At 67.7% G+C, this 18,178-nt stretch carries 16 protein-coding genes; 4 read left to right on the top strand and 12 right to left on the bottom strand.

Features of this window, described 5'->3' with window-relative positions; translation table 11 throughout:
- Positions 1–146: 146 nt before the first annotated feature.
- Positions 147–956 (bottom strand): endonuclease domain-containing protein, encoded by an 810-nt coding sequence (locus ACZZZF_RS01080; protein WP_463496717.1) that lies wholly within the window; start codon positions 954–956, stop codon positions 147–149.
- A 315-nt stretch (positions 957–1,271) separates the two neighbouring features.
- Between ACZZZF_RS01080 and ACZZZF_RS01075 the strand changes: the two genes are divergently transcribed.
- Positions 1,272–1,922 carry a pentapeptide repeat-containing protein gene (locus tag ACZZZF_RS01075; protein ID WP_072591417.1) on the top strand — a complete coding sequence of 217 codons (651 nt, stop codon included), beginning with the start codon at positions 1,272–1,274 and terminating at the stop codon, positions 1,920–1,922.
- On the opposite strand, the gene ACZZZF_RS01070 is transcribed toward ACZZZF_RS01075, so the two are convergent.
- The 4 genes from ACZZZF_RS01070 to ACZZZF_RS01055 form a co-directional block, all read right to left on the bottom strand.
- Complete coding sequence (locus ACZZZF_RS01070) at positions 1,912–3,420, bottom strand: ATP-binding cassette domain-containing protein (protein WP_463496715.1); 1,509 nt, start codon at positions 3,418–3,420, stop codon at positions 1,912–1,914. The two genes, ACZZZF_RS01075 and ACZZZF_RS01070, sit on opposite strands and share 11 nt — an antisense overlap.
- Positions 3,417–4,229 (bottom strand): ABC transporter permease, encoded by an 813-nt coding sequence (locus ACZZZF_RS01065; RefSeq protein WP_053096602.1) that lies wholly within the window; start codon positions 4,227–4,229, stop codon positions 3,417–3,419. Before ACZZZF_RS01065 ends, ACZZZF_RS01070 begins: the two co-directional genes overlap by 4 nt.
- Positions 4,226–5,167 (bottom strand): ABC transporter permease, encoded by a 942-nt coding sequence (locus ACZZZF_RS01060; protein WP_463496713.1) that lies wholly within the window; start codon positions 5,165–5,167, stop codon positions 4,226–4,228. The genes ACZZZF_RS01065 and ACZZZF_RS01060 overlap by 4 nt, the downstream gene beginning before the upstream one ends.
- 103 nt (positions 5,168–5,270) lie before the next feature.
- Complete coding sequence (locus ACZZZF_RS01055; protein WP_463496711.1) at positions 5,271–6,881, bottom strand: ABC transporter substrate-binding protein; 1,611 nt, start codon at positions 6,879–6,881, stop codon at positions 5,271–5,273.
- A gap of 201 nt (positions 6,882–7,082) precedes the next feature.
- Between ACZZZF_RS01055 and valS the strand changes: the two genes are divergently transcribed.
- Positions 7,083–9,677 (top strand): valine--tRNA ligase, encoded by a 2,595-nt coding sequence (valS, locus tag ACZZZF_RS01050; RefSeq protein ID WP_187249789.1) that lies wholly within the window; start codon positions 7,083–7,085, stop codon positions 9,675–9,677.
- A complete protein-coding gene (locus ACZZZF_RS01045) occupies positions 9,677–9,892 on the top strand; it encodes a hypothetical protein (protein WP_056279118.1) in 216 nt (71 codons plus the stop codon). The genes valS and ACZZZF_RS01045 overlap by 1 nt, the downstream gene beginning before the upstream one ends.
- 66 nt (positions 9,893–9,958) lie before the next feature.
- On the opposite strand, the gene ACZZZF_RS01040 is transcribed toward ACZZZF_RS01045, so the two are convergent.
- Together ACZZZF_RS01040 and ACZZZF_RS01035 are read right to left on the bottom strand one after the other, a co-directional pair.
- Positions 9,959–10,177, bottom strand: a complete 219-nt coding sequence (locus ACZZZF_RS01040) for a hypothetical protein (protein ID WP_072591421.1) — start codon at positions 10,175–10,177, stop codon at positions 9,959–9,961.
- Positions 10,174–10,797: an ArsR/SmtB family transcription factor gene (locus ACZZZF_RS01035; protein WP_463496709.1), complete on the bottom strand. Its 624-nt coding sequence runs from the start codon at positions 10,795–10,797 to the stop codon at positions 10,174–10,176. Before ACZZZF_RS01035 ends, ACZZZF_RS01040 begins: the two co-directional genes overlap by 4 nt.
- 155 nt (positions 10,798–10,952) lie before the next feature.
- On the opposite strand from ACZZZF_RS01035, the gene ACZZZF_RS01030 reads away from it, so the two are divergent.
- Positions 10,953–13,004 (top strand): M3 family metallopeptidase, encoded by a 2,052-nt coding sequence (locus ACZZZF_RS01030; protein ID WP_463496707.1) that lies wholly within the window; start codon positions 10,953–10,955, stop codon positions 13,002–13,004.
- 22 nt (positions 13,005–13,026) lie between these two features.
- On the opposite strand, the gene ACZZZF_RS01025 is transcribed toward ACZZZF_RS01030, so the two are convergent.
- The 5 genes from ACZZZF_RS01025 to ACZZZF_RS01005 form a co-directional block, all read right to left on the bottom strand.
- Entirely contained in the window at positions 13,027–13,563 is a 537-nt protein-coding gene (locus ACZZZF_RS01025) for an NUDIX hydrolase (RefSeq protein WP_463496705.1), read from the bottom strand.
- Positions 13,560–14,828, bottom strand: coding sequence for an ATP-dependent Clp protease ATP-binding subunit ClpX (gene clpX, locus ACZZZF_RS01020; RefSeq protein ID WP_053096617.1), 1,269 nt, complete (start codon positions 14,826–14,828; stop codon positions 13,560–13,562). Before clpX ends, ACZZZF_RS01025 begins: the two co-directional genes overlap by 4 nt.
- A 564-nt stretch (positions 14,829–15,392) precedes the next feature.
- The gene (locus ACZZZF_RS01015) at positions 15,393–15,827 is read right to left on the bottom strand and encodes a DUF4304 domain-containing protein (protein WP_447647607.1); all 435 of its coding nucleotides are present in this window, start codon (positions 15,825–15,827) and stop codon (positions 15,393–15,395) included.
- Positions 15,828–15,877: 50 nt separating this feature from the next.
- Positions 15,878–16,729: an aldehyde dehydrogenase family protein gene (locus ACZZZF_RS01010; RefSeq protein ID WP_463496704.1), complete on the bottom strand. Its 852-nt coding sequence runs from the start codon at positions 16,727–16,729 to the stop codon at positions 15,878–15,880.
- Positions 16,726–18,168 (bottom strand): aldehyde dehydrogenase family protein, encoded by a 1,443-nt coding sequence (locus ACZZZF_RS01005; RefSeq protein WP_053096638.1) that lies wholly within the window; start codon positions 18,166–18,168, stop codon positions 16,726–16,728. The genes ACZZZF_RS01010 and ACZZZF_RS01005 overlap by 4 nt, the downstream gene beginning before the upstream one ends.
- Positions 18,169–18,178 lie beyond the last annotated feature (10 nt).

Here is an 18,178-nt window from a genome sequence, read left to right as displayed (position 1 = left end):
AAGTCCGTGCGCGCTTCCGATGTCGGTTCTGTCTTCGGAGTCCGCGCCCCCGTCGGCCGAATGCACCTCCGTCGGCCAGTCTCCGGAAATTCGGCCGAGGTACGACCATCTGTCCGACGGTGCGAAGCGTCTGAACAGCGGGTCACTCACCCCGCGCGGTGCAGTCCCTGCGCGACCGCGCGCATGATCAGGTCCTGCACGATGTGCCAGTCGAACATGACGTGCGTGTACGACACGCGCATCACGTGATACCCCATCAGCCGCAGTTCGGCATCGTGCCGGATGTCTTCGGATCGCTGCGCACCGACGTGGTGGGCCCCGTCGATCTGTACGACGAATCGGTCGCCGATCAGAGCGTCGACGCGGTGGCCCGCGATCCAGATCTGCACGCGGATCGGCTCTCTCAACCACCGCAGTCGCGCACGAAGGTAGGTCTCCAGCCCCGCATCGGCGAAAGGAGTGGCCCGTTCGAGAATCAGCCGCGCCGCCGGCTTCCACGAGTATCCGCGCAGAGCTTCCATCGTGACGAGCGACTTGTTGAGCGCTGACTCCCAGGTCGCGAGCGCCCGCTCGAAAGGCTCGCACTCAGCGATGTACGCCAGCACATTCTCGATCGGATCGACGAGCACATCCGGATGACGCGGCACGATCGGACTGCCCCAGTGCACCTGCGCGTCGACACGTCGCCTCCCTGCGGCGTTCGGCCCGACGGCGACGTGTGGCTTGCCCGAATGGTCGTGCAGCCAGAGACCGAGCCGAGCGGCTTGAGTACGGCAGGTCAGCACGACGCCTCGGCGCGCCGCGCTGATCAGCATCCCGTCGGCGGAAGGCACCGCGAGCCATCCTCGTCGCGGCCGGATCAGCACACCGCCTTCGACCGCCGACCCGACCAGGCTCCGAGCGAATCCGCGCTCTTGGATGACGGGGACACGCACGACGCCGCCGAGCTCCGTCATCGTCGCAAGCAAGTCCTCTGACGTTCTCCGCACCCAGCCAGTGTGGGACGTATCGCGTGCGCGTCGCCCCCCCGTTCCAGGCTTGTGCGCACAACGGCGTCTCGTGGCGTTCTGTGCAGGAGCGGTCGACGCGTCCGCAGACGTAGCTCGCTCGCCACTCTCGTGCTCCCGCTCTCGCTCGGCCCAATCCACCTCCCTCGGTCCGATTCCGCGCGATAGGCCGAGTGAAGCGCATCCGGCCGAGGAAGGAGCAGCCGAACCGAGGAAGGAGCAGCCGAACCGAGGAGTGTGTCACCCACCCCCTACCCTCGAAGCATGGCCCGCTCCCCCGAATCCCCTGCGGCTCCCCGCGTTTCGCCTCCCGACCTTCCCCTCGAGTTCGAGTCGGCGACGGCTCGGCGCAGCGCCGATCTGCTCGCGGCACAGCTCGATCTCGAGGTCGCAGCCGATCTCGCCCACGCCTCACTCGAGCAGTGCACGATCACGGCCGACGCCGACAGTGTCGATCTGACCGGAGCCACCCTCATCGACGTCGACATGACGGGTGTCCGCATCGCCTCGCTCAAGATGCGGGATGCCGGCATCCGTCGCGTGCGCATCAGCGGCGGACGCATCGGCACGCTCGATCTGAGCAGCGCCCGAATCGACGAGCTGGAGCTCCGCGACGTGCGGATCGACTATCTGAACCTGGGGGCGTCGAAGGCCACGGACGTCGAGATCACCGCGTGCAGCATCCGGACGATCGACATGCCCCAGGCCGAGCTCACCCGCGTGCGCTTCACCGACACGCGCTGCGACGAGGTGGACTCCCGCGGCATGCGCGCCACGCACGTCGACCTGCGCGGGCTCGACGCCTCGGCGTTCCTCGATGCGAACAGCCTCCGCGGCACGACCCTGAGCAGCTTCCAGGTGCAGCAGCTCGCACCGGTACTCGCGGCGGGGATCGGCATCCAGGTCAGGGACTGACGGGCCGGTTCGCGTCGAGCAGCTCCTGAGTGAACGGATGCTGCGGCGATTCGAACACGTCCGTGACTGCACCCTGTTCGACGATGACGCCGTCCTGCATCACCAGCACGTCGTCGGCGACCGCCCCGACGACATCGAGATCGTGCGACACGAAGATCATGGTCAGCCGACGCTCGCGCTGCAGCCTGAGCAGCAGCTGGATCACGCGCTCACGCACCGACGGATCCAGAGCCGACACCGGCTCGTCCAGCACGAGCACCTCGGGCTCGGCAGCCAGTGCCCGAGCGATGGCGGCACGCTGTCGCTGCCCACCCGACAGCGCGGACGGCCGCCGGGCCGCCAATACGGGGTCGAGGTCGACCTCGGCGAGAAGCTCGGACACCCGCGCGGCCCGCAGCGCCCGAGGCACGCCGCCCGCGGCGAGCGCCTCCCTCAGCGACCGCCCGATGCTCCATCGAGGATCGAATGCGCCGAGCGGATTCTGGTGCACGAGCTGCACGCGGTGCTCGCCGATCCAGCGCAGGCCGCCGTCGTCCGGCTGCTCGACACCGACGATCATCCGGGCGAGCGTCGTCTTGCCCGACCCCGATTCCCCGACGATGCCGAGTGTGCGTCCCTGATGCACGGCGAACGACGCGTCGTTCACGGCGGCGATCTCCTCGTATGTCCTGGTGACGCCTGTGGCGACGAGCACGGGTGTCACGTCGTCGGTAGAGGTCACACGCGGCTCGTGCATCGTCGCGGCGATCAGCTGTCGGGTGTACGCGTGCTGCGGCTTCTCGAGAACCTCGCCGACGGGCCCGGACTCGACGACCACGCCGTTGCGCATGACCAGCACGCGATCGGCGATGCGACGGACGGCCGCGAAGTCGTGGCTGATGAACACGATCGCGGTGCCGGCGTCGGCGATGTCGCGGAGGAGTCCGAGGATCCTCGCCTGCACCGTCGCATCGAGAGCCGTGGTCGGCTCGTCCGCGACGAGGATCGCGGGTTCGGCCGCGATGGCCGAGGCGATCAGTGCCCGCTGCCTGAGTCCGCCGGAGAGCTCGTGCGGGTACTGCCGCGCTCGGCGGGCGGCGTCCGGCATCCAGACGCGGTGCAGCAGCTCCTGCACTCTTTCGTGCAGCGCCGCTCGTCCGGACCGGAGGCCGTGGAGCCGCAGGGGTTCGGCGATCTCCGATCCCACCCGTTGCAGCGGATCGAGCGAGACGAGGGCATCCTGCGAGACGAGCGCGATGCCCGCGCCGCGCAGAGAGCGCCACCGCCGCTCGCCGAACCGGGCGACGTCCGTCCCGTCGATGACGAGCCGTTCGAACCGCACGCGTGCGTCTGCGGGCGTCAGTCCGAGAAGTGCCCGTGCGGTGAGCGACTTGCCCGCGCCCGACTCACCGACGATGGCGACGCACTCCCCTCGCGCCACCGACAGCGACACCCCGTCGACGACGGGCGTCCCACCGAAGTCGATGCGCAACCCCTGCAGCTCGAGCGCTTCCGTCACGACGTCCGCCCCTCTGCTCTGGCACGCAGCACGCGGCCGACGATCGTCGCCGCGATCACGGTGACGGTGATCGCGATGCCGGGGAACACGGCGATCCACCAGGCCTGTCCGAGCACGTTGCGTCCTCCGGCGAGCATGAGGCCCCACTCGGGAGTGGGCTCTGACGGGCCGAGACCGAGGAAGCTGAGTCCGGCGGCCGCGAGGATGCTCGAGCCGATGCCGATCGTCGCGAGCACGCTCAGCGACCCGAGCACACCCGGCACGACATGCCGGACGAACGCGGGCACCGGGGGGACGCCGAGGATCCGGGCGGCCTCGACGTGCTCGGCGCTGCGAAGGGTGCGGGTCTGCACCCTCGCCAGCCGGATGTAGACGGGGACGGCGGCGAGCGTCACGGCGATCGCGATGTTGACCGGTCCGGGCCCGAGCACCGCCACGACCACGAGCGCGACCAGGAACTCGGGGAAGGCCATGAGCACATCGTTCACCCGCATGAGTGCCGCGTCGACTCCCCGCGGGGCGAGGCCGGCGAGAGCGCCGATGAGCAGCCCCACGGCGAGCGCGATGCCCGTGGCGAGCAGGCCGATGCCGATCGAGCGCCCGGCCCCGTAGAGCACGCGCGAGTAGACGTCACGGCCGCTCTGATCGGTGCCGAACAGATGCTCGGCGCTGGGCGGCAGAAGCGATGCGCGCACGTCGGTCTGAAGAGGGTCGTGCGTGGCGAGGACAGCGGGGAAGGCCGCAGCGAATGCGAGCACCAGCAGCACGGCCACGGCGCACCAGAGCAGCACGGTCTGCGCGCGCTTCATCGCTTTCCTCCCCGCCCGGTGCGCAGCCGAGGATCGATGAGCGGATGCAGCAGCTCGATCACGAGGTTCACGATCACGAAGACGATGGCACTGAGCAGGATGATCCCGGTGATCACCGGGAGATCGCGGTTCGTGATGGCCGCGAGGGTGACCCGGCCGAGGCCCGCCCTGGCGAACACGGTCTCTACGAGCACCGCTCCTCCGAGCACCGATCCGGTCAGGTAGGCCGCCAGGGTCACGGCATTCGCGGCACCGTGTCTCAGTCCGTGACGCAGCGTGAACCAGGACGGGCTCGCACCCCGCGCCCGCACGGTCTCGGCGAACGGCATCCGCTCGGCCTGCACGAGTCCATCCCGCAGCACCTGGCTGAGCAGCGCCGCCACGGGAAGCGCGAGCGTGATGGCCGGCAGCACGATCGTCGCCGGATTGCGGGCACCCGAGACAGGGAACCACCCGAATCCGAATGCGAAGACGCTGAGCAGGATCAATCCGATCCAGAACACGGGCGACGACAGGATGACGAGCTCGATGCCCGCGGCGACGGCTCGCCCTGCCTGGCCTCGCACCAGCAGGGCGACGCCGAGCGCGAGCAGCACGGCGATCACGAGAGCCAGCGCCGAGAGCTGCAGCGTCGATCCGAGCTGACGGCCGATGACCTCGGTCACCGGCATCCGCAGCTGATACGACTCGCCCAGGTCTCCCCGGGCGAGCTGACCGATGAAGGTCAGATACTGCTCGAGCGGGGGTCGATCGAGGCCGAGCTCCGCACGGATGCCGTCCTTGACCGCGTCGCTCACCTGAGCCTGCGGCCCGAGCATCACCGAGACCGGATCGCCCGGGATGACGCGGAACGCCAGGAAGACGAGTGTCGCCGCACCCCAGAGCACGATCACGACGGATGCCGCGAGACCGGCGATCCGGATGAGCGCTGCCTTCACCGTTGGCGCCCTCTCGACGATCTCTGAGCACCCTTCGGCACGCGGCGCTCGCTCACGAACGATACCGCAGCGATATGCCCAAGGGGGCTCGACGACTCAGCGGTCAGCCGACGCTCACGTCGTAGAACAGCGGACGTCCGTACAGGTCGTAGTCGAGACCGCTGACCCGCTCGCCGACGGCGGTGATCGCCGAGGGGCTGTAGAGCGGGACGATGGCCGTGTACTCCGCATTCCACTCCTGCAGCTGCGTGTAGATGCTGTTGCGCTCGTCCTGGTCGCTGGAGGCGACGGCCTGGTCGAGCAGAGCGTCGATCTCCGGATCGGTGACCTGGGAGGCGTTCTGGAACCCCTCTGTGTGCAGGTGCGCGCGGAGGAAGTCGGGATCGACGCCGGAGAATCCCCAGTCCGTCAGGTCGAAGGTCTTGGGACCGTACTGCTCGTTGTAGGCGCCGGGCTCCAGCACCTCGCGCACGACCTCGAACCCGATCGCCTTGAGATCCGACTGGATCGCGTTCGCCAGGGCGGCCCGGTCGTCCGGCACCGGGGTCCATGCGATCCACCGCGCCGACAGACGCTTGCCGTCCTTCATGCGGATGCCGTCGCTGTCGCGCTCCGTCCAGCCGGCCTCGTCGAGGAGAGCGTTCGCCGCTGCTGCATCGAAAGGCCAGCTGTCCTCGAGGGAGGCGTCGTACCCGGGAGTCGTCGAGCCGAGCACGCTCCATGCTCGTGGGAACTGCCCGAAGAAGATCTCCTCGACGGCGGCGTCGACGTCGATGCCCCGAGCGAATGCCTGGCGCACCTTCTCGTCGGCGAAGACACCGTACTTCTCGTTGAGGTACAGCGAGTACGGCAGGCCGGGGTACTCGACCGAGTCCACGGTGATGCCGTCGCCGAGATCTCCCGCGAGGTTCGGGGGGATGTTGCTCGCGAGGTCCGCCTCGCCGCTCTGCACGACGCCGGTGCGCACGGAGGCCTCCGGCTGGATCTCGACGCGCAGCGTCTCGACCTCCGCCGCATCCTCGCCGTGCGGCCCCCAGGCGTAGTCATCGTTCCGGGTGTACACCAGCTCCTGATCGGGCGTGTACTCGGTGAGCACGAACGGACCGGTGCCGACCGTGACATCGGGCCCTCCGGCCTTCAGCTGGTCGGCGGACTCCGCCAGCACGGCCGGTGAGTAGAACCCGAGCTGCGGCGTGCTGGCCGCCTGCAGGAACGGCGCGTACGGCTGGGTGAAGCTGACCGTGACGGTGTGCTCGTCGACGACCTCCGTACCCGCGTAGAAGTCTGCTCCGAGCATCGACGCCGCCTGCGCCGACTCCGTCTCGGGGTCGACGATGCGGTCGAAGTTCGCCTTGACCGCCTCGGCGTCGAAGACCTCGCCGTCGGTGAACGTCACGTCGTCACGGAGGACGAAGGTGTACTCCGTGCTGTCGTCGGAGACGGTCCACTCCTTCGCCAGCCAGGGGCTGAACGAGCCGTCGTCCTCCTGGAACACCAGCGAGTCGAGCACTGCCCGCTGCACCATGCCGGAGACGTCGAGCTGGCTCACCTGCGGATCCATGTGCCCGGCAGAGAGGTTCGCGCCCTCGATCGCCCAGACGAGCTCTCCGCCGTCGGACTCGGAGGACGGCGCGGCGCAGGAGCTGAGCAGGAGGGCGCTCACGGCGACGGTGGCACCGAGCGGGATCGCGCGGCGCAGGAAGGTGGTGGGCATGCTGTTCCTCGGGAGGGAAGGCGAAGGGACGCGGACGCGTCGTTTGTTGGACTGGATCCAATTCTAGAGCGTCCTCTTCACCCCCGGCGCTGCGCGGCAGGACCGGAACTCTGCACTGCCGCGGGCGATTAGACTGTGGGACACAATCCACACTCAGGCACGCTCACACAGTGCCGCATACATCGCTCGAGGAGAACCTTCATGTCCGCTATTCCCGACAAGCCCGCACTCGAAGGTCTCGAAGCGAAGTGGGGTGAGACCTGGTCCGAGCGGGGCACGTACCTGTTCGACCGCATCCGCGCCGCGGAGTCCGGCCGCGAGGGCGTCTACTCGATCGACACTCCCCCGCCGACCGCATCCGGAAGCCTGCACATCGGGCACGTCTTCTCGTACACGCACACCGATGTCAAGGCGCGCTTCGAGCGCATGCGCGGCAAGAACGTGTTCTACCCGATGGGGTGGGACGACAACGGACTGCCCACCGAGCGCCGCGTGCAGAACTACTACGGCGTGCGGTGCGACCCGACGCTCCCCTACCAGAGCGACTTCACCCCGCCGTTCGAAGGCGGCGACAACAAGTCCAGCCGCGCTGCCGACCAGGTGCCCATCAGCCGCCGCAACTTCATCGAGCTCTGCGAACGTCTGACGATCGAGGACGAGAAGCAGTTCGAGGCGCTGTTCCGCCAGCTCGGCCTCTCGGTCGACTGGACGCAGACCTACCGCACCATCTCCGACGACACGATCCGTCAGAGCCAGCTCGCATTCCTGCGCAACCTCGAGCGCGGCGAGGCCTATCAGTCGCTCGCTCCGACGCTGTGGGACATCGACTTCCGCTCGGCGATCGCCCAGGCCGAACTCGAGGATCGCGACCAGCAGGCCGCGTACCACACCATCGACTTCCCGTTCGCCGACGGATCCGGCTCGATCACGATCGAGACCACCCGCCCCGAGCTGCTTCCCGCGTGCATCGCGATCGTGACCCACCCCGAGGGCCCGCACAAGCACCTGATCGGCACGAAGGTGCGCACGCCCTTCTTCGGCGCCGAGATCGAGATCCACGGCCACCACCTCGCACAGCCCGACAAGGGCACCGGCGCCGCGATGGTCTGCACCTTCGGCGATGTGACCGACATCATCTGGTGGCGCGAGCTGCGCACGGCGGCGGGCGACCACCTCCCGAACATGACCACGATCGGCCTCGACGGACGCTTCCTCCCGACGGCGCCGTCGATCGTCGCCGACGCCGACGCGATCGACTGGTACACCGCCGAACTCGCGGGCAAGACGGTGTTCTCCGCGCGCAAGGCGATCGTCGAGAAGCTGCAGGAGACCGGAGACATGACGGCCGTCGGCAAGCCGTTCAACCACGCCGTGAAGTTCTTCGAGAAGGGGGACCGCCCTCTCGAGATCGTCTCGACCCGCCAGTGGTACATCCGCAACGGCGCACGCGACGCGAACCTGCGCGACGAGCTGCTCGAGCGCGGAACGCAGCTGGCGTGGCACCCGGACTTCATGCGGGTTCGCTACGAGAACTGGGTCGGAGGTCTGACCGGAGACTGGCTCGTGTCGCGTCAGCGCTTCTTCGGCGTGCCGATCCCGCTCTGGTACGGCCTCGACGAGAACGGCGAGCGCGACTACGACCGCGTGATCGCTCCCGATCACGCCAGTCTCCCCATCGACCCGACGACCGACGTGCCGGAGGGATACACCGAGGATCAGCGCGGCGTGGCCGGTGGTTTTGAAGCCGAGGCCGACATCCTCGACACCTGGGCCACCTCGTCGCTCACTCCGCAGCTCGCCGGTGGATGGCAGCGCGACGAGGAGCTGTGGCAGCTCACGGCACCGTTCGACCTGCGCCCGCAGGGACAGGACATCATCCGCACCTGGCTCTTCTCGACCATGTTGCGCTCGACCCTCGAAGACGGGCGCTCGCCGTGGCGCAACGCCGCGATCTCGGGCTTCATCGTCGACCCCGACCGCAAGAAGATGTCGAAGTCGAAGGGCAACGTCGTCACACCGGCGGACATCCTCGAGACCCACGGATCGGATGCGGTGCGCTACTGGGCCGCCTCCAGCCGCCTGGGAATGGATGCCGCCTTCGACCCGCAGAACCCGACGCAGGTCAAGATCGGCCGCCGTCTGTCGATCAAGGTGCTCAACGCGGCGAAGTTCGTGCTGTCGTTCCCGGTGCCCGAAGGCGCCCAGGTGACGCACGCCCTCGACGCCTCGATGCTGACAGGCCTCGACGCCGTGATCGCCGAGGCGACCAAGGCGTTCGAGAACTACGACCAGGCCAAGGCGCTGGAGGTCACCGAGGCGTTCTTCTGGACGTTCTGCGACGACTACCTCGAGCTCGTCAAGGAGCGCGCCTACAACCAGAACGACGTGGGCCAGGCCTCCGCGGCACTCGCACTGCGCCTGGCGCTGTCCACGCTGCTGCGCCTTCTCGCGCCGATCCTCTCGTTCGCGACCGAAGAGGTGTGGTCGTGGTTCGAAGAAGGCTCGGTCCACACCGCCGCGTGGCCGGAACCTCTCGGCATCGACGGTGACACGGCGGTGCTGTCGGCCGCGAGTGAGGCACTGATCGGCATCCGCCGCGCCAAGACCGAGGCGAAGGCATCGCAGAAGACTCCGGTATCTCGTGCCGCGATCGCGGCGCCCGCCGCCAAGCTCGACGCACTCCGCGCCGCAGCCGAAGATCTCAAGGCCGTCGGCCGCATCGCCGACCTCGAGTTCACCGAGGCCGACGAGTTCGCGGTCACCGCGATCGAGCTCGCTCCGGTCGAGGGGGCATGATGCAGCTGGGTACGCGGTGGGCCACCGGCTCGGAGCCGCCGGCATCCGTTCCCGCCGCGCTCCGGCCGGCGATCGCCGAGGTCGAATCCCGCGGCCTCACCGGACACTGGACGCTCACATGGCTCGAGGGCCGCGCGATCGCCGAGCTCGATGCGGGCTGGGAGGTCGTGCAGACCGGGGCCGGCGACGTGATCGCCCGCCCGTTCGAGGACTGACGAACTCTGATCAGAAAGCCCCCTGTCCGGAACTCCAGACAGGGGGCTTCGCTGCGTGTGGCGATGTCATCGACGCGGCAGGCCGAGCTGCGCGAGCATGTGGTCGACGGCGTGGGGATCCTGGCGTCTGGTCTGCTGCTCGCGCAGGAGATCCAGCGCGAGCGTCCGCTTCTCGGCCCGACGTTCGATGCGACGTTCCACAAAGGCCGTGAGCAGCCCGGCGAGGCCGAGCAGCCTGCGCTCAGTGCGCGTCGGGGCGACGAGTCGGATGGTCGCGCTGGTCATGATTCCTCCGTCTTCGAGTCGCTGGCATCCGCGAGCACAGCACCGGAGGCCGGCAGGTCGAAGAGCTCGGTGCGCAGCGACACCCGGCGCACATCCGGCCCGGTCTGGCCGCGGAAGCGCTCGACCGCGCTGTCGACCACGGCCATGAGCTCATCCTTGAGACCCGCCATCTGCGAGGGGGTCATCTCGAGCAGAGTCGTGGCGATCAACCCGGTGTCCTTCCAGCCCTCGGGCACGTCCGTGTCCGGCCGATTCACGTAGGACATCAGAGTCTCGTGGCGAAGTCGGAAGAACTCGGACGAGACGATCTGCGCCGCGGCTCGATTCGCCGGTGACATGCTCTGACTGGGACCGGGGATGTCGATGCGTCCTTCGGGAAGCTCCCACCAGCGCTCTCGTGCCGTGCCGCGGCCCTCGACCTCGTGGATGAGGTCATGTGCCGAGAGCGTTCGCAGGTGATAGCTGGTCGACCCGGACGTCTCACCCAGCATCGAGGCGAGCGAACTCGCCGTCTGCGGCCCGTGAGTGCTGAGCAGGTCGAAGATCCTCACACGCAGCGGGTGAGCGAGGGCTTTGAGCGCCCCCGCGTCGAGGCGTCGCAACTGCAGTTCGTCTTCCATACCGTCGACGATACTCTTGCAAAGACTTCTTTGCAAGCGAATCTTTGCAAATTAAACTTTGCACGCGTCTGCGTCATACGGCCAGAGCCCGTGCCGTCACGGACGCCGCCGCCGGGAAGCGAGTCCCCGTAGCGGGTGATGGCTAGGCTCAGAGGATGACCGACGTCGCGAATCCCCTGCTTCAGCCGTCCACGCTCCCCTACGGTCTTCCCGACTTCGCTGCCATCAGGCCCGAGCACTACCTGCCGGCATTCCAGGCCGCGTTCGACGAGCACCTCCGAGAGATCGCCCGGATCACGATGGTGCGCTCGATGCCCACCTTCGAGAACACGATCGAGGCGCTGGAGCGCTCAGGAGAGCTGCTCGACCGCGTCGCGCACGCGTTCTACACCGTGACCTCGGCCGATGCGACGCCGGAGATCCAGGAGATCGACGAACAGCTCGCTCCTCTCATGGCGGCCCATCAGGATGCCATCACTCTCGACGCTGCGCTGTACTGGCGCGTCCAGCAGGTGCACTCGCACCTCGACGATCTCGAGCTCGATGATGAGCAGCGGTACCTCGTCGAACGGCACCACCGCGAGATGACCCACGCGGGCGCGGCCCTCGGCGACGAGGCGAAGAGCAGACTCACCGCCCTGAACCAGCAGCTGTCGACGCTGAACAACACCTTCGAGCGCAACCTCCTCAACGACACGAACGACCTCGCGGTGGTGTTCGACTCGCCCGAGGAGCTCGCGGGCCTCAGCAGCGGTGAGCTCTCCGCAGCGGCTCGCTCGGCGGCGGATCGCGGCCTCGACGGACGCTTCGTCATCTCCCTCCCGCTGTTCACCGGGCATCCGTACCTGGCGCAGCTCCGCGATCGCGAGTCGCGTCGCCGCATCCTGGCGGCCTCGCAGTCGCGCGCGTCGCGTAACAACGGGAACGACAATCGTCCCGTGCTCGCCGAGATCGTGCGCCTCCGCGCCGAGCGCGCGGCACTGCTCGGCTATGCCTCGCACGCCGCGTACGTGACGGCAGATGAGACGGCCGGCACGCCGGACGCGGTCGAGCGGATGCTGCGCGATCTCGCGGCGCCATCTGCACGCAACGCACGAGCCGAGAAGGAAGCCCTGCAGGCGATCGTCGACGAGACCGAGGCGACCCCTTTCGAGGTCGAGGCGCACGACTGGGCTTTCTACACGGAGAAGGTGCGGACCGCCCGGTACGCGATCGACACGAGCGCGCTCCGTCCGTGGTTCGAGGCCGAGCGGGTCCTGAAGGACGGCGTGTTCTTCGCTGCGACGAAGCTCTACGGGGTGACGTTCGCAGAGCGCCGGGACCTCCGGGCCTACCACCCGGGTGCGCGTGTGTTCGAGGTGAGGGACGCGGACGGGAGCGCGGTCGGACTGTACGTGCTCGATCTCTATACCCGCGACTCGAAGCGCGGTGGCGCCTGGATGAATCCGATCGTGAGCCAGTCGCGCCTGCGCGGGACGCTGCCCGTGGTGGTCAACAACCTCAACGTGGCGCTCCCCGGAGAGGGAGAGCCCACGCTGCTCACCCTCGACGAGGTCACGACGCTCTTCCACGAGTTCGGCCACGCTCTGCATGGCCTTTTCGCCGTCGTCACCTACCCGCACTTCGCCGGAACGAACGTCTTCCGCGACTTCGTGGAGTTCCCGAGTCAGGTGAACGAGATGTGGATCCTGTGGCCCGAGGTCCTCGACAACTATGCCCGGCATCATGAGACGGGAGAGCCGCTCGACCCCGCGATCGTCGAACGACTGCGCGCGACGGAGACGTTCAACCAGGGCCACGACACGAGCGAATACCTCGCAGCCGCCTGGCTTGACCAGGCATGGCATAGCGTGAGCACGCAGACGGAGATCCTCGACGTGGCCGACTTCGAGGCCGCCGCCCTCGCCGACATCGGACTCGACGATCCTGCCGTGCCGACCCGCTACTCGTCGACCTATTTCGCACACGTCTTCTCGGGCGGATACAGCGCCGGCTACTACTCCTACATCTGGAGTGAGGTTCTCGACGCGGACACCGTCGAGTGGTTCCGCGAGAACGGCGGACTCACCCGCGAGAACGGCGACCGGTTCCGCTTCCGTCTCCTCGGCGTCGGAGGGTCCAAGGATCCGCTCGACGCCTACCGCGATTTCCGCGGGCGCGATGCAGAGATCGCACCGCTCCTGAAGCGGCGCGGACTCGAGGCGTGATCAGGTCGCACGCCGCGTGACCTCAGCGGTCGAGCAGCTCCATCGCCTTGTACCAGGTGAGCTGGTGGTAGCTCTGCGCGAGGTGATCGCCGAGGCCGTCGAGAGACACGACGTGCACGGCGATCGCCTCGCTCTCATCGAGCGACTGCTCGGTGACTCGCACGCAGCCCCGCGCGAGGAAGTGATGCACCCGGTTGGTGTGGCTGCCGAAGTTGGCCCAGGTGGGACCGAGGTCGATCATCTCGTCGGGCTCGTACCCGGTCTCCTCGCGCAGCTCGCGGATGGCGGCCGCTTCCGGCGACTCGCCGCCCTCCAGACCGCCACCGATCGTCCCGACCGCGACGATTCCTGCACCATGTCGATACTCGTCGACGACGATCGCGTGGCCATCCCGATCGACGGCGAGCACCGAGATCCAGTCGCCGTATTCGAGCACGTAGTACGGAGCGATCGAGTGTCCTCGCTCGTCGACGCAGTCATCCGCGCGCACGCGGATCCAGCGGTCTGCATGCACCAGCTTGCTGTCGACCACCCGCCAGGGCGAGGGAGCGGAACTCACGCGCTCTTGCGCTTGCGCTCCATCACGATCGTCGGCGGAGCGCCCTCGTCGACGGCCGCCTGGGTGACGATGACCTTGGCGACGTCTTCGGCCGAGGGGATCTCGAACATGATCGGACCGAGCACGTCTTCGAGGATGGCCCGCAGTCCGCGAGCGCCGGTCTTGCGCTCGACGGCGAGGTCGGCGATCGAACGGAGCGCGCCCTCTTCGAATTCGAGCTGAACGCCGTCGAGTTCGAACATGCGCTGGTACTGCTTGACGAGTGCGTTGCGCGGACCAGTGAGGATGTCGATGAGCGCATCCTGGTCGAGCGGAGACACCGATGTCACGACCGGAAGACGACCGATGAACTCGGGGATCAGACCGAACTTGTGCAGGTCCTCCGGAAGCACCTCGCTGAACAGGTCGAGGTCCTTGCCCTTGTCGTGCAGCGGAGCACCGAAGCCGATTCCGTGCTTGCCGACGCGTGCCGACACGATGTCCTCGAGGCCCGCGAACGCGCCCGCGACGATGAACAGCACGTTGGACGTGTCGATCTGGAGGAACTCCTGGTGCGGGTGCTTGCGCCCACCCTGTGGGGGCACCGATGCGACCGTTCCCTCGATGATCTTCAGCAGGGCTTGCTGGACGCCCTCACCTGAGACATCGCGGGTGATCGAGGGGTTCTCCGCCTTGCGGGCGATCTTGTCGACCTCGTCGATGTAGATGATGCCCTGCTCTGCGCGCTTGACGTCGTAGTCCGCCGCCTGGATGAGCTTGAGCAGGATGTTCTCGACATCCTCGCCGACGTAGCCGGCCTCGGTGAGCGCCGTGGCGTCCGCGACAGCGAACGGCACGTTGAGCTTCTTCGCGAGGGTCTGGGCGAGGTAGGTCTTGCCGCATCCGGTCGGCCCGATGAGCAGGATGTTGCTCTTCGCGATCTCGACGCTCTCGGCCTTCTGCTCGGCCGTCTGGAGGGTGCCGTGCGCGCGGATCCGCTTGTAGTGGTTGTACACCGCGACGGCCAGTGCCTTCTTGGCTGGCTCCTGTCCGACGACGTACTCCTCGAGGAAAGAGAAGATCTCGCGCGGCTTGGGGAGTTCGAAGTCCGCCGTGCCGTCGGCGGAGGACTCGGCCATCCGCTCCTCGATAATCTCGTTGCACAGCTCGACGCACTCGTCGCAGATGTACACACCGGGTCCTGCGATGAGCTGCTGCACCTGCTTCTGGCTCTTTCCGCAGAATGAGCACTTGAACAGGTCAGCGCTTTCGCCGATACGGGCCATGCGCGTCCTCCTAGGGGGGATCCTGAGATCGTCTACTGAGCCTAACCGCTGCATCCGACACCGGGACGCATTGGCGCGGCGTCGTACATCTCGAGTCCGTATCGCCCGTCCGCGTCTGCTCCGCCCAGACTCCGCGCAGAGCATCGGAGGGCACGTTATCTGCGCCACGCGAAATAGCCCGTCACCGAAGGCGAAGGGATATCAGTGCGACCCTGTGCGATGTAGTGCGTCTCGACGGCAAGGACCTGGCCACTGTCCGTGGCGACGCGGGTCCTCCCGGAACCGAATGCCGTGGGCCAGCATGCGCGCGTGCTGCTGCTCGAAATCATCGGTCTCGAGAGAGAACGCGACGTCGCCAGCGGCTTGGCGGCCAGCTCGCAGGGGTTCCCGCACCATGCCGTCATCGCACGATCAGGAATTGCCGGGTCTCTGATCGGCAGTGCCGGTCCACTCGAACGATGCCGAATGCTGAGAGCCCCGTAGCTGATGCTGCGGGGCTCTCGTGCGCGCGGGGGGGGGCGGATTCCGCCGACGCTAGACCAGGCTCTTGGTGTGCCAGACGGTCTACGTGTTTCCAGGCTCGGTCAGGTCACCCGTGGCCATGCAGAGCTGCATCGCCGGAAGCACGACGTCGACGATCAGGTCAGCGATCTCGACCGCGAGCTCTCGGCGCCCCCTCCCGCTCGCATCGAGCGACCACCAACGGTCCTGGCCGTCGATGAGTTGCCCTGCTCGCACCTCCCAGAACTCTCCTATGCGCCCGTATCCGACGTTCGGCGACGGCTTCGCCGGATAGTGTCGCTCCGCGCGCACCTGGTTCCAGAAGGCTTTCGGGATCACCTGCGCGTTGATCGTCAACCTCGACCGACTGCTCGTACTCGCAGTCGACGTCTGAATACCGACCTGAGCGAACCAGTCGGCATCGGGGAACACGAACGTCCGCTCCGTACCTCGAAATCCCGCCGCCCGCAGAATCGGCGCGACATCTTCTCGCAGCATCGAACGCAGCTGCTCTTGCGCAGTAACCATCGCTGAGGTCACGACTCAAATCAGACGAGGCTCTTGGTGTGCCAGACGGTCTTGACCTCGGTGAAGGCGCCGATGCGCTCCGGAGACGCGGTGACCGCGCCGGGAGTCAGCACGCGCTTGAGCGTCTCGGCGGCGGCGATCTGCATGTCGATCCACTCGAGATCGCCGGCACCGGCCAGATCGAGCGCATTGACGTCCTGGTGCGAGGCGAGCCAGGGCGCCATCTCGGCGGGAGACCCGGTGAGCACGTTGACGACGCCCCCGGGCACATCGCTCGTGGCGAGCACCTCAGCGAGGCTGATGGCCGACAGCGGGAACCGCTCGCTCGCGATCACGGCGACCGTGTTGCCTGCGACGAGCGCAGGAGCCACGACCGAGACAAGACCGAGCAGCGCGGAGTCCTGCGGTGCGACGATCGCGACCACGCCGGTCGGCTCCGGCACCGAGATGTTGAAGTACGGACCCGAGACCGGGTTCGCGTTGCCCGCGACCTGCGCGTACTTGTCGCACCAGCCGGCGTACCAGACCCAGAGGTCGATCGCCTCGTCGACCTGCGCGGCGGCGGCGGACGTGGAGACGCCCTCCTGCGCGGCGATCTCGTCGATGAACTGCGCGCGGCGACCCTCGAGGACCTCGGCGACCCGGTACAGCACCTGCCCGCGGTTGTATGCGGTGGCGCCGGACCACCCCTTCACGGCGGCACGTGCGGCCACGACGGCGTCCCGTGCGTCCTTGCGCGAGCCCTGGGCGGCGTTCGCGAGGAATGCCCCCTTCGCCGACAGCACCTCGTAGGTGCGGCCGGACTCGCTGCGCGGGAAGGCGCCGCCGATCGCCAGCTTGTAAGTCTTCGGAACGGTCAATCGCTTGCTCATGCGGAGGCCCCCTTCAGGTATGCGGTGAGACCCTGACGTCCGCCTTCACGGCCGTATCCGGACTCCTTGTAGCCGCCGAACGGACTCGACGGGTCGAATCGGTTGAACGTGTTCGCCCAGATGACACCGGCACGCAGACGGTCGGCGACCGCGAGGATGCGCGAGCCCTTGTCCGACCAGATGCCGGCGGAGAGGCCGTACGGCGTGTTGTTCGCCTTGGCGATCGCCTCGGCCGGCGTACGGAACGTCAGCACCGACAGGACGGGCCCGAAGACCTCGTCGCGGGCGATGCGATGCGACGCCTCGACACCGGTGAAGATCGTCGGAGCGAACCAGAACCCCTTGTCGGGGATCGCGCAGTCCGCGGTCCAGCGCTCTGCGCCCTCGGCCTCGCCGATGTCGCTCAGCTCACGGATGCGGGCGAGCTGTGCCGCCGAGTTGATCGCGCCGATGTCGGTGTTCTTGTCGAGCGGGTCGCCGAGGCGCAGCGTCGACAGGCGGCTCTTCAGGCGATCGATGACCTCGTCATGGATCGACTCCTGCACGAGCAGTCGGCTTCCGGCGCAGCACACATGCCCCTGATTGAAGAAGATGCCGTTCACGATGCCCTCGACGGCCTGGTCGATCGGCGCGTCATCGAACACGATGTTGGCGGCCTTGCCGCCGAGCTCGAGCGTGACCTTCTTGTCGGTCCCCGCGACGGCCCGTGCGATGTCGCGGCCGACACCGGTCGAACCCGTGAAGGCGACCTTGTCGACGTCGGGGTGACGCACGAGCGTGGCCCCCGTGGAACCGGCACCCGTGATGATGTTGACGACACCGGCCGGCAGATCCGCCTGCTGCAGGATCTCTGCGAAGATCAGCGCCGTCAGCGGCGTGGTCTCCGCAGGCTTGAGCACCACGGTGTTGCCTGCCGCCAGAGCAGGAGCGAGCTTCCACGCGAGCATCAGCAGCGGGAAGTTCCAGGGGATGATCTGCCCGGCCACGCCGAGCGCACGCGGGTTGGCGCCGAGTCCGGCGTAGTCGAGCTTGTCAGCCCACCCCGCGTAGTAGAAGAACCAGGAGGCGACGAGAGGCACGTCGACATCGCGGCTCTCCTTGATCGGCTTCCCGTTGTCGAGGCTCTCGGCGACCGCGAGCTCGCGAGCCCGCTCCTGCACGAGACGTGCGATGCGGAAGAGGTACTTGCCGCGATCGCGTCCGCTCATCTTCGACCAGGTCTTCTCGTAGGCGCGACGCGCGGCGGCGACCGCCCGGTCGACGTCCGCGTCGCTCGCCGAGGCGATCTCGGCGATGTGGCTCTCGTCAGCCGGCGAGATCGTCGCGAAGCTCGAGCCCGATCCGTCGACGAACTCGCCGTCGATGAACAGTCCGTAGCTGTCCTTGAGGTTGAGTACTGCCTTCGACTCCGGTGCCGGAGCGTATTCCAGGAATGACATATGCGGGCTC

It is taken from the genome of Microbacterium sp. AC215, from assembly GCF_979258645.1.
Note: the sequence above shows the minus strand (reverse complement) of the source record. Positions and strands in the feature narration are given on the sequence as shown.